The sequence below is a fragment of the Thioalbus denitrificans genome (genome assembly GCF_003337735.1).
Taxonomy (GTDB): domain Bacteria; phylum Pseudomonadota; class Gammaproteobacteria; order DSM-26407; family DSM-26407; genus Thioalbus; species Thioalbus denitrificans.
In genome coordinates this window covers 302,650-314,021 of the sequence record NZ_QPJY01000001.1, presented here as the reverse complement: position 1 = coordinate 314,021, position 11,372 = coordinate 302,650, and the positions used below count along the sequence as shown (strand labels likewise).

At 70.4% G+C, this 11,372-nt stretch carries 15 protein-coding genes (1 of these 15 running past the window's edge); 4 read left to right on the top strand and 11 right to left on the bottom strand.

The features are described from left to right. Positions 1-31: 31 nt before the first annotated feature. Genes DFQ59_RS01435 through DFQ59_RS01420 form a run of 4 tightly spaced genes read left to right on the top strand, consistent with a single transcriptional unit; the run spans position 32 to position 2,473 of the window. Entirely contained in the window at positions 32-292 is a 261-nt protein-coding gene (locus DFQ59_RS01435; protein WP_114277883.1) for a BufA1 family periplasmic bufferin-type metallophore, read from the top strand. 3 nt (positions 293-295) lie between these two features. Then, entirely contained in the window at positions 296-1,165 is an 870-nt protein-coding gene (bufB, locus tag DFQ59_RS01430) for an MNIO family bufferin maturase (RefSeq protein ID WP_114277882.1), read from the top strand. Continuing rightward, positions 1,149-1,949 (top strand): HvfC/BufC N-terminal domain-containing protein, encoded by an 801-nt coding sequence (locus DFQ59_RS20430; RefSeq protein ID WP_114277881.1) that lies wholly within the window; start codon positions 1,149-1,151, stop codon positions 1,947-1,949. The genes bufB and DFQ59_RS20430 overlap by 17 nt, the downstream gene beginning before the upstream one ends. Before the next feature lie 14 nt (positions 1,950-1,963). Next, complete coding sequence (locus DFQ59_RS01420) at positions 1,964-2,473, top strand: DoxX family protein (RefSeq protein WP_114277880.1); 510 nt, start codon at positions 1,964-1,966, stop codon at positions 2,471-2,473. On the opposite strand, the gene DFQ59_RS01415 is transcribed toward DFQ59_RS01420, so the two are convergent. The 11 genes from DFQ59_RS01415 to hslU all read right to left on the bottom strand — a co-directional run. Next, entirely contained in the window at positions 2,447-4,297 is a 1,851-nt protein-coding gene (locus DFQ59_RS01415) for a thioredoxin domain-containing protein (RefSeq protein WP_114277879.1), read from the bottom strand. The genes DFQ59_RS01420 and DFQ59_RS01415 overlap by 27 nt on opposite strands. A gap of 96 nt (positions 4,298-4,393) precedes the next feature. Continuing rightward, complete coding sequence (gene tatC / locus DFQ59_RS01410) at positions 4,394-5,452, bottom strand: twin-arginine translocase subunit TatC (protein WP_114277878.1); 1,059 nt, start codon at positions 5,450-5,452, stop codon at positions 4,394-4,396. Next, the gene (gene tatB / locus DFQ59_RS01405; protein ID WP_114277877.1) at positions 5,436-5,789 is read right to left on the bottom strand and encodes a Sec-independent protein translocase protein TatB; all 354 of its coding nucleotides are present in this window, start codon (positions 5,787-5,789) and stop codon (positions 5,436-5,438) included. Before tatB ends, tatC begins: the two co-directional genes overlap by 17 nt. A 74-nt stretch (positions 5,790-5,863) precedes the next feature. Next, positions 5,864-6,109 carry a twin-arginine translocase TatA/TatE family subunit gene (tatA, locus tag DFQ59_RS01400; RefSeq protein ID WP_114277876.1) on the bottom strand — a complete coding sequence of 82 codons (246 nt, stop codon included), beginning with the start codon at positions 6,107-6,109 and terminating at the stop codon, positions 5,864-5,866. Positions 6,110-6,182: 73 nt separating this feature from the next. Continuing rightward, positions 6,183-6,506 carry a phosphoribosyl-ATP diphosphatase gene (locus DFQ59_RS01395; RefSeq protein WP_114277875.1) on the bottom strand — a complete coding sequence of 108 codons (324 nt, stop codon included), beginning with the start codon at positions 6,504-6,506 and terminating at the stop codon, positions 6,183-6,185. Beyond that, positions 6,503-6,898: a phosphoribosyl-AMP cyclohydrolase gene (gene hisI / locus DFQ59_RS01390; RefSeq protein WP_114277874.1), complete on the bottom strand. Its 396-nt coding sequence runs from the start codon at positions 6,896-6,898 to the stop codon at positions 6,503-6,505. Before hisI ends, DFQ59_RS01395 begins: the two co-directional genes overlap by 4 nt. A 416-nt stretch (positions 6,899-7,314) precedes the next feature. Next, positions 7,315-8,988, bottom strand: a complete 1,674-nt coding sequence (gene ubiB / locus DFQ59_RS01385) for a ubiquinone biosynthesis regulatory protein kinase UbiB (protein ID WP_114277873.1) — start codon at positions 8,986-8,988, stop codon at positions 7,315-7,317. Next, positions 8,985-9,617 carry a ubiquinone biosynthesis accessory factor UbiJ gene (locus tag DFQ59_RS01380; RefSeq protein ID WP_114277872.1) on the bottom strand — a complete coding sequence of 211 codons (633 nt, stop codon included), beginning with the start codon at positions 9,615-9,617 and terminating at the stop codon, positions 8,985-8,987. The genes ubiB and DFQ59_RS01380 overlap by 4 nt, the downstream gene beginning before the upstream one ends. A 3-nt stretch (positions 9,618-9,620) precedes the next feature. Then, the gene (gene ubiE / locus DFQ59_RS01375) at positions 9,621-10,370 is read right to left on the bottom strand and encodes a bifunctional demethylmenaquinone methyltransferase/2-methoxy-6-polyprenyl-1,4-benzoquinol methylase UbiE (protein WP_114277871.1); all 750 of its coding nucleotides are present in this window, start codon (positions 10,368-10,370) and stop codon (positions 9,621-9,623) included. A 53-nt stretch (positions 10,371-10,423) separates the two neighbouring features. Continuing rightward, on the bottom strand, positions 10,424-10,792 hold the full coding sequence (locus DFQ59_RS01370; protein WP_114277870.1) for a gamma-butyrobetaine hydroxylase family protein: 369 nt from the start codon (positions 10,790-10,792) through the stop codon (positions 10,424-10,426). A gap of 139 nt (positions 10,793-10,931) precedes the next feature. Further along, a protein-coding gene (gene hslU / locus DFQ59_RS01365; RefSeq protein WP_114277869.1) for an ATP-dependent protease ATPase subunit HslU crosses the window boundary here: on the bottom strand, positions 10,932-11,372 show its 3' portion. It continues 885 nt past the right edge of the window; only the last 441 of its 1,326 coding nucleotides appear in the window; its start codon lies beyond the right edge, outside the window — the gene reads right to left on this strand; the stop codon is at positions 10,932-10,934.

Below are 11,372 nucleotides of genomic sequence, written 5' to 3'. Positions count from 1 at the left end.
TCAGACACCGACAACCCTGAGGAGAATGACCATGAACCACACCAACCGCATGATCGCATCCGCCGTCACCGGCCTGCTCGTCCTCGGCCTGAGCGCCGCCCCCGCCATGGCGGAGGGTAAGGCCGAGATGGAGAAGTGCTACGGCGTCTCCAAGGCCGGCAAGAACGACTGCCAGACCGCCACCGGCTCCTGTGCCGGCACCTCCAAGATGGACGGGGCGAAGGACGCCTTCATCGTCGTGCCCGCCGGTACCTGCGACAAGATCGTGGGCGGCAGCACCGCCAGCAGCTGAGCCATGACCACGGCTGCATCACAGCCTGCGCCAGACCCGATCCCGGCGCGCGCCGGGATCGGGCTGCGCGCCCCCCACTACCGCGACCTGCTGGAACGGCGTCCCGCCGTGGGCTGGCTCGAGGTCCACCCGGAGAACTACTTCGGCGACGGGGGCCCGCCGCTCCACTACCTGGAGGCCCTGCGCGGCCACTACCCGCTCAGCTTCCACGGCGTCGGCATGTCCCTCGGTTCCACCGATCCCCTGGACACCGCCCACCTGGAACGGCTGCGCTCGCTCATCGGCCGCTTTCAGCCCGGGCTGGTCTCCGAGCACCTGTCGTGGGGCTCGGTCGGCGGCGTCCACCACAACGACCTGCTGCCGCTGCCCTACACCGAGGAGGCACTGGACCACTTCTGCCGGCGGGTGGAGCAGGCCCAGGTGGCCCTGGGGCGCACCCTGCTGGTGGAGAATCCCTCCAGCTACCTGCGCTTCCGTCACTCCACCATCCCCGAGTGGGAGTTCCTGGCCGAGGTGGCCCGGCGCACCGGCTGCGGCCTGCTGCTGGACGTGAACAACGTCTACGTGAGCGCCCGCAACCACGGCTTCGACGCCGGGACCTACCTGCGGGCCCTGCCCGTGGAGCGGGTGGGCGAGATCCATCTCGCCGGCCACACGGTGAAGCGCCATCCCGAGGGCGAGATCCTGATCGACGATCACGGCGGGCGGGTCAGCGACCCGGTCTGGTCCCTCTACGCCGCGGCCCTGGAGCGCTTCGGCCGCTGCCCCACCCTCATCGAGTGGGACACGCGCATCCCGCCCCTGGAAACCCTGCTCGACGAGGCGGGGCGGGCGCAGGCGATGGCGGAGAGACACCATGCCCTCGTTGCGTGAGCTGCAGACGGCCTTCTCCCGCGAGGTGTTCGACGCCGGGCGCAGCGATGCCCGCGATCTCGTCATCGGCGGGGAGTTCGCGCCGGAGGCGCGCCTGGCCATCTATCGCAACAACCTCTACATCAGCCTGCGCGAGGCGCTGGCGGCCGTCTACCCGGTGGTGGAGCAGCTGGTGGGCGAGGCCTTCTTCGCCGCCGCCGCCCGCGCCTTCCTGCCGCTCCACCCCTCCCGCTCCGGCAACCTGCACGCCTTCGGCGCGGCCTTCCCCGCCTTCCTGGCCGGCTGGGAGCCCGCGGCCGGCCTGCCCTATCTCCCGGACACCGCGCGGGTCGAATGGGCCTGGCACCGCGCCTTCCACGCCGCGGAGGCGCCCGCCTTCGAGCCCGCCCGGCTGGCGGGCCTGGCCCCGGACCGCTACGGCGAGCTGCGCTTCGAATTCCACCCCAGCGTGGCGATCATCGCCTCGGACTGGCCGGTGGGCCGCATCTGGGCCGCCCACCAGCCGGAGGGGCCGGCCATCGAGTCCCTGCGCCTGGAGGCGGGCGGGGAGTCGGTGCTGGTCCAGCGCCGCGGACTGGCGGTGGAGGTGATGGGGCTGGAGGCGGGCGAGGCGGCCTGGCTTTCGGCGCTGGCCGCCGGCGGGACACTCGCGGCGGCCACCGGTTCGGCGCTGGCCGTCGAGCCCGGATTCGACCTCAACGCCTGCCTGCAGCGCCACCTGCAGCGCACCACGCTGGTGGACGCCACGCTGCCCGGGCCCGGCGGCGGCACCGACCCCCACTGACCGGAGATTCCGCCATGAACCCGATCCCGACCCTGCGCCGCCTGCTGCGGCCGCCCGTCACCGGGCTCGACCGTCTCGCCCCGCTGCTGGATCTGGGCATCCGCCTCTACGTGGCCAACGTGTTCTGGAAGGCGGGCCTGACCAAGATCCAGACCTGGGACAGCACCCTGTGGCTGTTCGAATACGAGTACCAGGTGCCGCTGCTCCCGCCGGCCACCGCCGCCGTGCTGGGCACCGCCGCCGAGCTGACCCTGCCGGTGTTCCTCGCCCTCGGCCTCGGCGGCCGCATGGCCGCCCTGGCCCTGTTCGCCTTCAACATCATGGCCGTGGTCTCCTACCCCGGGCTCAACGCGGTGGGCATGAAGGACCACGTGCTCTGGGGCGCTCTGCTGCTGGTGCCCCTGTTCCACGGCCCCGGCCGACTGTCCGTGGACCACTTCATCCGCAGGCGCTGGTGGGCGCCCCGTCCCGGCGAAGTGCAGGGCCGGCCCCCCGCCTCACCCCTCGCCGCCGACCGGCGCTGAGAGCAGGCGCACGTAGCTGGCATACCAGAACGGCCCATCCCGCGCGGCACCGCCGCCCGCCGCCAGGGCGGCGGCCGCCTGGCGGGCCAGCGAGTCGGGCAGCTCGCCGGTGCGGGCCAGCGCCAGCGTCACCCCCGCCAGCACCGCGCCCGGCGAGGGCAGCACACCGTCCATGAGGGCCGGTTCCGCCCCGCCGTAGCCCAACAGGGAGTCACTCGCCAGGCGCCAGCCGGCCGGGCCGTGAAAGCGTTCCCAGGCCGTGGCGACCAGGCGTGCGGCGAAGCGCCGGGCCCCGGCATCGCCGGTGGCCCCGGCCCAGGCCAGCAGCCCGCGGGCCACCAGGGCGTAATCCTCCAGGGTGCCCTCCCCCACCGCCTGGCGGCCGTGCCCGGCGCGGGCCAGGCGCCCGCCGTCCCACAGCACCCCGGCCAGGTAGGCGTACAGGCGTTCGCCCGCCGCCCGGAACGCCGCCCCGTCCGGCAGCCGCGTCCCGGCGGCCAGGGCCTCCAGCGCCAGCCCGTTCCAGGCGGCCACCACCTTGCCGTCCCGGGGCAGGCCGCGCAGTGCGCGGGCCTTGCGCAGCTTCGCCGCCGCATGCTCCAGCTGGGTCGCCACCGTCCCGGCCGGCCGCCCCAGCTCCGCGGCGGTCGCCTCCAGCCCGGCCACACGCCGCGGCAGCTGCCCCGCCTCCAGCTCCGGAATGCCATCCAGCCCCCAGGCCACCCGCACCGCCGCACGCTCCTCCGGGTCGAGCAGGCCGGTCAGCGTCTCCTCGCGCCAGAGGTAGTAGCCGCCCTCCACGTCCTGGTCGTCCACCGCCGAGAGGGAGGCGATGAAGCCGCCGTCGGGCGCGGCCAGCTCGCGCAGCATGAAGGCGAGGGTCTCCCGACCCACGGCCGTGAGCTCGGGCCGGCCGAGACTCCGGCCCGCCTCCAGGTAGAGGGTGGCGAGCTGGGCATTGTCGTAGAGCATCTTCTCGAAATGGGGGAGGTGCCAGGCGGGGTCGACGGTGTAGCGGAAGAACCCGCCCCCCAGCAGGTCGTAGAGGCCCTGGCTGGCCATCTGCTCCAGCGTCAGGGCGAGAAACGCCCCCAGCCCGGCATCGGGATGCCGCCCCTGCAGCTGCAGCAGGGCCGCCAGCTGGGGCGCCATGGGGAACTTGTTCTCGTGGCCGAAGCCCCCGGCGAGCCCGTCGGCAAGGTCCAGGGCCTGGTCACGGAATGCCGCCTCCAGCGCCGGCGCCCGGCCCGGGTCCAGGGGCTGAACCGTCCCGCCCGTCTGCGCCTCCAGGGTCTCCACCACCCGGGCCGCCAGCGCCGACAGCGACTCCCCCTCCGATTCCCAGCGCCCGGCCATGGCTTCGAGCAGGGCCCGGAACCGCTCCGGCGGCAGGTAGGTGAAACCGAGCAGGGGATGGCCCGCGGGTGTGATGAACACCCCCAGCGGCCAGCCCGCCCGGCCCTGGGTCCGCTCGGTGAAGTCGATGAGCCGCGCATCGAGAGCCGGCAGCAGCTCACGGTCCACCTTCACCGGCACGAAGTGTTCGTTGAGCAGGGCGGCGATGGCGGGGTCGCTGAAGCTCTCGCGCCGCATCACGTGGCACCAGTGACAGGCGAAGTAGCCGCTGGAGACGAACAGCAGGCGCCCCTCCCGGCGCGCCTCCGCCAGGGCCTCTGGCCCCCACAGCCGCCACTCCACGGGATCCCCGGCATGCAGCGCCAGGTAGGGGGAAGGATGATCGGCGAGCGGGCTGGCGGCGGCGGCGGGCGTGGGCGGCGCCAGGAGCAGGGCGAGGAGAGCGGCGACGGCGGGGCGCAGTGGCATGGGGCGATCTCCGGTGCGTGGCCGGCGCGGATCGTCCGGGCACACACTCTTCAGACCGCGCTGCGCGGTTTTGGTTTGTGCGCTCCGGCCGGAGGGCTAGGCTTTCGGCGGCCGATCCCCGTCCGGCGCCCCGGGTGTCGCCCCGGAGCCGTCGTCGCCCTGGGTGTCCAGCTCCTCCTGCAGGCCATCACGGGTATAGCGCTGGTCGTCGTCGGACTCCGGCGCCGCCGCGTCCCCCTCCAGCGCCGCCTGTTCCGCCTGGGCGCGATCGAACTCGGCCTCCAAGTCGGCCTCTGTCTCCATTCCGCCGACACCCGGCTCCGGGCGGGCCGGAGCGGAGGCGGCCGCCGCGGCGCCGGATCCGCTACCGGTTCCGGCGGCCTCCGCGGGCGCCTCCCCCCCGGCATCGCGCCGGCGCACGATGGCCCGGGAGAAGAAGATGCCGATCTCGAACAGCACCCACATGGGCAGCGCCAGCAGCGTCTGGGAGATGACATCCGGCGGGGTGAGCAGCATGCCCACCACGAAGGCGACGATGATGACGTAGGGCCGCTTGGCCACCAGCGCCTCGGGCGTGGTGACCCCCATGCTCACCAGCACGATGGTGGCGATGGGCACCTCGAAGGCCACGCCGAAGGCGAAGAACAGCTTGAGGACGAAATCGAGATAGCGGGCGATGTCGGTCATGACCGCCACGCCCTCGGGCGCGGTGCTGGTGAAGAAGCCGAACACCAGCGGGAAGACCACGAAGTAGGCGAACACCATGCCCAGGTAGAACAGGAAGGTGCTGGAGACCACCAGCGGCAGCACCATCCGGCGTTCGTGCTGGTACAGCCCCGGGGCCACGAAGGCCCAGATCTGGTAGAAGATGAAGGGCAGCGAGGCGAAGATGGCCAGCACCAGCGCCAGCTTGAACGGGGTGAGGAAGGGCGAGGCCACCTCGGTGGCGATCATGCTCGTGCCCGCCGGCAGGTGCTTCAGCAACGGCTCGGCGATGAAGGTGTAGAGATCGTTGGCGAAGGGCAGCAGGGCCACCATCACCACCAGCACCACCATCACGCAGCGCAGCAGGCGATCGCGCAGCTCCACCAGGTGCGACATGAACGGCTGTTCGTTGTCGCCGGGAGCCATGTCGGGATCAGGGCTTTGGCTCATCGCTCTGCTTCGGCTCTGCGGCGCCCGCCGGCGCGGACCCGGATTCGGCCTGCGGCTTGCTTCCCGGCGCGGGCCGGGCGGCGCCCTCCACCGCTTCGCGCGTCTGTTCCACGATCTCGTGCACGCCGCTCGACTGGGCCTGCTTGGCCATGATCTGCTTGAGCTCCTCGGCCTTGATCTCGCGATCGATCTCGGTCTTGACGTTCATCACCACGCGCCGGGCACGACCGATCCACAACCCGGCGGTACGGGCCGCCTTCGGCAGCCGTTCCGGCCCGAGCACCAGCAGTGCCACCACTGCGATGAGCGCTAGCTCCCAGAAACCGACATCGAACATGGAGTGAGGGGAGTCCGATCAGAGACCCGGAACACCGGTGGCCGCCCATCGCGGACACCGGAAGGAGGCCCGGGTCAGACCTCCTTCTTGTCCTTGGAGGTGACCTCGCCTTCGATGGCGTCGTCGGCCGACTCCTTCAGCTGCGGCTTGTCCGCCTCGGCCGGCTTCTCCTCCTCGCCCTCGCGCACGGACTTCTTGAAGCCCTTGATCGCCTCGCCGAGATCGCTGCCGACGTTGCGCAGGCGCTTGGCGCCGAACAGCAGCAGCACGATGGCCAGGATAATCAGAAGCTGCCAGATACTGATTCCACCCAAACCCATAGTTATTCTCCGAGTATTGCCTCAATCGGGCGATAGAGCCGTCCGGGGGGTCGGGCCCGTACCGTTCCCCGGCTTACTCCGCCTGGCCCCGGGCCGCCTTCTCGTCCAGTCCCGAGACGCCGAACCGCCGTGCCAGTTCCTCGAGCACCTGTTCCGGACGCAGGTCCAGGTAAGCCAGCATCACCAGCGTATGAAACCACAGATCCGCGGTTTCATAAACAACATGTGCGGCATCCCCGTCCTTGGCCGCCAGCACGGTCTCGGTGGCTTCCTCGCCCACCTTCTTCAGGATCCTGTCCAGCCCCTTGGCGTACAGCCCCGCCACGTAGGATTTTGCGGGGTCCTCCGCCTTGCGCGCCTCCAGCACCTCGGCCAGCTGGGCGAGTATGTCGCTCATGGCTGCTTCCCGTAGAGGGCCGCCGGGTCCTTCAGCACGGCCTCCACCGCCGTCCACCCGCCGTCGCGATACTGCTTGTAGAAGCAGCTCTCGCGCCCCGTGTGGCAGGCGATGCCGCCCACCTGCTCCACGCTGAGCAGGACCACGTCGTTGTCGCAGTCCAGGCGGAGGTCGCGCAGGCGCTGCACGTTCCCCGACTCCTCGCCCTTGCGCCAGAGCTTGCCGCGGGAGCGCGACCAGTAGATGGCCCGCCCCTCCTGCACCGTCAGCGCCAGGGATTCGCGGTTCATCCAGGCCAGCATCAGCACCCGGCCGCTGGCCGCGTCCTGGGCGATGGCCGGCACCAGCCCGTCGGCGTTCCACTTGATTTCATCGAGCCAGGTTTCGCTCATTCCGGGTCTCGTCTCGTTTCCGGGGAATCATCCACCGCGGCAACCCCTGCCAACGCCGCCGCGGCACTGAAAGAGAGTGCCAGTTTACTCTTTCGACGGATTCTTCACCACGAAGGCACGAAGGACACGAAGCTTGAAAGGACTGAATGGACAGGATTTACAGGATTCGCAGGATTAGACGCTCGCTGGCATACGATCTCGAATGGCACTGTGAAGCCGGCAGGTCACTGCTGGCGCGTCTCTTGATCAGCGCAACGATGGGAAATCTTCCCGCCAGGGGCAAGACCTTGTGAGATGCACAAGGAAATCCGGTCAATCCTGTAAATCCTGTCTATGTTCTTCCTTTGCCTTTCTTCGTGTCCTTCGTGCCTTCGTGGTGAGCACTTCCACAGCCGGCGCAACAATGGCACAGGGACTCAGTCGCCGTCGCTGTTCCGGGGCCAGGCGGCCATCAGCATGGCGCCGCCCAGCGCCGCGAGGATCCAGGTGGTGACCGGCGCCCGGCCGAGCATCATCTGGCCGTAGCCGTCCAGCCCCAGCAGCACCGCGGCGCTGACCACCAGCGCCGCGCCGGTGAGCGCCAGGAAGCTGCGCCGGTTGGCGCGCCGGATCTCCCGCCGCAGCAGCCGCCACTGCTGGTCGCTGCCGCCCTGGCGCTCGCGCTCCCGCACCGATCGGGCGATGTCGTAGATCATGGCCGGCATCTCCGGCAGCCGCTCGGCCAGCAGCGGCAGGCTGGCGCGGAGGTTCCGGACCAGCGCCCGCGGGCCCACCTGCTCGCTCAGCCAGCGCTCCATGTAGGGCTTGGCGGTGGTCCAGAGATCCAGCTCCGGGTAGAGCATCCGCCCCAGGCCCTCGATGTTGAGCAGCGTCTTCTGCAGCAGCACCAGCTGCGGCTGCACCTCCATGTTGAAGCGCCGCGCGGTCTGGAACAGCCGCAGCAGGAAGTGGCCGAAGGAGATGTCCTTGAGGGGGCGCTCGAAGATGGGTTCGCAGACGGTGCGGATGGCCGCCTCGAACTCCTCCACCCGGGTGCCGTAGGGAACCCAGCCCGACTCCACGTGCAGCTCCGCCACCCGCCGGTAGTCGCGGTTGAAGAAGGCGAGCAGGTTGAGCGCCAGGTAGCGCTGGTCCTCGGCGCTGAGGCTGCCCATGATGCCGAAGTCCACGGAGATGTAGTGGGGGTTCTCCGGATCGCTGATGTCCACGAAGATGTTGCCCGGGTGCATGTCCGCGTGGAAGAAGCTGTCGCGGAACACCTGGGTGAAGAAGATCTCCACCCCCAGCTCGCCCAGGCGCTTCATGTTGGTGCCGTGGCGCTTCAGGGTCTCGATGTCGTTCACCGGCACCCCGCTGATGCGCTCCATCACCATCACGTTGGCGTGCACGTAGGGCCAGTAGACCTCGGGGATGTAGACCATGCCGGAGTTGATGAAGTTGCGCCGCAGCAGGGAGGCGTTGGCCGCCTCGCGCTGCAGGTCGAGCTCGTCGAAGATGGTCTTCTCGAACTCCGCCACCACCTCCAGCGGCCGCAGCCGGCGGCCGTCGGGCCAGTAGCGTTCCGCCAGCTCGGCCACGGTGTAGAGCAGGTCCACGTCGCGGCGGATGGTCCGCTGGATGCCGGGCCGCACCACCTTGAGCACCGCCTCGCGGCCGTCCTTGAGGCGCACCGCGTGCACCTGCGCCACCGAGGCGGAGGCCAGCGGCTGCTCGTCGAAGTGGTCGAACACCTCCGCGAGGGAGCGGCCGTAGGCGCGCTCGACGATGGCGCGGGCCTCGCTGCCCGGGAACGGCGGCACCCGGTCCTGCAGCCGGTTGAGCTCGATGGCGATGTCGTCGGGCAGGAGATCGCGGCGGGTGGAGAGGATCTGGCCGAACTTGACGAAGATGGGGCCGAGGTCCTCCAGGGTGCGGCGGATGCGCACCGCCCGCGGCGCCCGCTCGCGGCGCAGCCAGTTCCAGGGCGAGAGGTAGTAGAGGAAGCGCAGCGGGCGGAACAGGTGGGTGGCCAGCACCACCTCGTCCAGGCCGTGGCGAATCAGTACCAGGTTGATGTGGATAAGGCGCAGGAACAGGCCGGGACGGATCATGCCGCGCCCCCGGCCGCTGCGCCGTCCAGGCGGCGGCGCAGCCGCTCCACCCGGGCCTCGAGCCGGTCGAGATCGCCGCGCAGCCGGTCCACCTCGGCCATCCAGCCCTGCACCGGGCGGGGATGGGGCAGCCAGCGGCGCTCCTCCTGCAGGTACTCGCCGGTGTCACGGGCCAGCGCCTCGAGGCTGTTCCGGCCCCAGTCGGCCACGCCCCGCACCAGGTTGCCGAGCTGGTGCGCGGCCACGTCGCCCAGCAGGCGGGAGAGGTGCTCTTCCCAGTCGATCCGGAGCCCCTCCAGCAGGGCCTTGAACCGCTGCCCGAGCTCCACATCGCCGCGGATGGTCACTTCGCCGCCGAACAGGCCCCCGCCGCCGGCGCCGAAGCGCAGCAGGGCCAGGGGCGTTCCGCCCAGGGTGGTGTCGGGCTCGGCCTCGAAGGCGGAGAGGAGCTGGATGCCGTCGGCGCCGGGCAGGAGATAGAGGGTGAGCGGCGCGCCCCGGAACTCCAGGGCCACCACCCGGCCCTCGAATCCGCGCAGCCGCTGGAAGGTTTCCGGGTCCAGGCGCAGGGCGGTGTTGATGGCCGCCTCCAGCGCCGCCAGGGGAATCAGTCCGGGCAGGCTGGTCATGGCTCAGACCTTGAAGCCCCGGTGCAGGGCGACGATGCCGCCGGTGAGGTTGAAGTACTCGCAGCGGCCGAATCCGGCCGCCTCCATCATCCCCTTGAGGGTCTTCTGGTCCGGGTGCATGCGGATGGACTCGGCCAGGTAGCGGTAGCTGCCGCTGTCGCCGGTCACCAGCCGGCCCAGGACGGGCAGGACGCTGAAGGAGTAGAGGTCGTAGACCGGCTTCAGCCCCGGCGCCACGGGCTGGGAGAATTCCAGCACCAGCAGCCGGCCGCCGGGCTTCAGCACCCGGTTCATGGAGGCCAGCGCCGCCTCCTTGTGGGTGACGTTGCGCAGGCCGAAGGCGATGGTGATGCAGTCGAAATGGTTGTCCGGGTAGGGCAGCGCCTCGGCGTCGGCCTGGACGTAGCGGATATTGCCCACCGCCCCCCGGTCGGCCAGCCGCTCGCGCCCGACCCGCAGCATGGAGTCGTTGATGTCGCACAGCACCACCTCGCCCGCCGGCCCCACCATGCGCGAGAAGCGCGCGGCCAGGTCGCCGGTGCCGCCGGCGAGATCCAGGACCCGCTGCCCGCCGCGCACGCCCGAGAGCTCGATGGTGAAGCGCTTCCACAGGCGGTGGATACCGAGCGACATGAGGTCGTTCATGAGATCGTACTTGTCCGCCACCGAGTGGAAGACCTGGGCCACGCGGCCGGCTTTCTCCTCCTCCGGTACCTGCTGGTAGCCGAAATGGGTGGTTTTGTTCTCGCTCATGATTCCCTCGGTCAGCGGCGGGACGGGGCCAGGGCCCGCGCCCGCGATGCGTTTCAGTGGGCCTGGCGCTTGTAGCCGGCGGCCTCGAGGCGATCGAGGTACTCCCGCCAGTAGCGCTCCTGGTTGACCCCCAGGTCGTAGAGGGTATCCCAGGCGTAGATGCCGGTGTCGTGGCCGTCGTCGAAGAAGATGGAGACGGCATACTGGCCGACCGGCTCGATGGCGGTGATGTTCACCGTCTCCTTGCCCGTCTCCAGCTTCTCCTGTCCGGGGGCGTGGCCGCGCACCTCGGCCGAGGGCGAGTAGACCCGCAGGTACTCGCAGGGCAGCTGGAAGCGGGCGCCGTCGTCGAAGGCGATCTCGAGGACGCGGGACTTCTGGTGCAGGTTGATCTCGGTCGGCGTGTGCTTCTTCTCGCTCATGGTCTGTCTTTCTCCGCGGTTGCAGGGTCGTCTCACGGGCGGCCGTCGGTCGCGGCCGCCATCGTTATGGGCCTATTCTGTGTGCTTCCGCCGTGCCGGGCAATGACAGTGCGCATTGGCCCGGGTTCGTGGACCGTGCTCAGAGGATATAGCGGCTGAGATCCTCGTCCTCCGCCAGCGCGCCGAGCTGTCGGTCCACGTAGGCGGCATCCACCACCACCTCGCCGCCGGCGAGGTCCGGCGCCTCGTAGGAGCTCTCCTCCAGCAGCCGCTCCATCACCGTGTGCAGGCGCCGGGCGCCGATGTTCTCGGTCCGCTCGTTCACCTGCCAGGCCACCTCGGCGATGCGCCGCAGGCCGTCGTCGGTGAAGCGCAGGGCGACCCCCTCGGTGGCGTGCAGCGCGGTGTACTGCTGCACCAGCGAATAGTCCGGCTCGGTGAGGATGCGCACGAACTCCTCCACCCCGAGGGCGTCGAGCTCCACCCGGATGGGCAGCCGCCCCTGCAGCTCCGGCACCAGGTCCGAGGGGCGCGCCAGGTGGAAGGCGCCGGAGGCGATGAAGAGAATGTGGTCGGTGCG

What these genes read in the sequence shown, in the direction of transcription:
- tatB (WP_114277877.1), bottom strand. Translation starts at nt 5,789, where the DNA reads ATGTTCGATGTCGGTTTCTGGGAGCTAGCGCTCATCGCAGTGGTGGCA.
- DFQ59_RS01420 (WP_114277880.1), top strand. Translation starts at nt 1,964, where the DNA reads ATGAACCCGATCCCGACCCTGCGCCGCCTGCTGCGGCCGCCCGTCACC.
- bufB (WP_114277882.1), top strand. Translation starts at nt 296, where the DNA reads ATGACCACGGCTGCATCACAGCCTGCGCCAGACCCGATCCCGGCGCGC.
- DFQ59_RS01395 (WP_114277875.1), bottom strand. Translation starts at nt 6,506, where the DNA reads ATGAGCGACATACTCGCCCAGCTGGCCGAGGTGCTGGAGGCGCGCAAG.
- DFQ59_RS01435 (WP_114277883.1), top strand. Translation starts at nt 32, where the DNA reads ATGAACCACACCAACCGCATGATCGCATCCGCCGTCACCGGCCTGCTC.
- DFQ59_RS01370 (WP_114277870.1), bottom strand. Translation starts at nt 10,792, where the DNA reads ATGAGCGAGAAGAAGCACACGCCGACCGAGATCAACCTGCACCAGAAG.
- tatC (WP_114277878.1), bottom strand. Translation starts at nt 5,452, where the DNA reads ATGAGCCAAAGCCCTGATCCCGACATGGCTCCCGGCGACAACGAACAG.
- DFQ59_RS01415 (WP_114277879.1), bottom strand. Translation starts at nt 4,297, where the DNA reads ATGCCACTGCGCCCCGCCGTCGCCGCTCTCCTCGCCCTGCTCCTGGCG.
- tatA (WP_114277876.1), bottom strand. Translation starts at nt 6,109, where the DNA reads ATGGGTTTGGGTGGAATCAGTATCTGGCAGCTTCTGATTATCCTGGCC.
- ubiB (WP_114277873.1), bottom strand. Translation starts at nt 8,988, where the DNA reads ATGATCCGTCCCGGCCTGTTCCTGCGCCTTATCCACATCAACCTGGTA.
- DFQ59_RS20430 (WP_114277881.1), top strand. Translation starts at nt 1,149, where the DNA reads ATGCCCTCGTTGCGTGAGCTGCAGACGGCCTTCTCCCGCGAGGTGTTC.
- hisI (WP_114277874.1), bottom strand. Translation starts at nt 6,898, where the DNA reads ATGAGCGAAACCTGGCTCGATGAAATCAAGTGGAACGCCGACGGGCTG.
- DFQ59_RS01380 (WP_114277872.1), bottom strand. Translation starts at nt 9,617, where the DNA reads ATGACCAGCCTGCCCGGACTGATTCCCCTGGCGGCGCTGGAGGCGGCC.
- ubiE (WP_114277871.1), bottom strand. Translation starts at nt 10,370, where the DNA reads ATGAGCGAGAACAAAACCACCCATTTCGGCTACCAGCAGGTACCGGAG.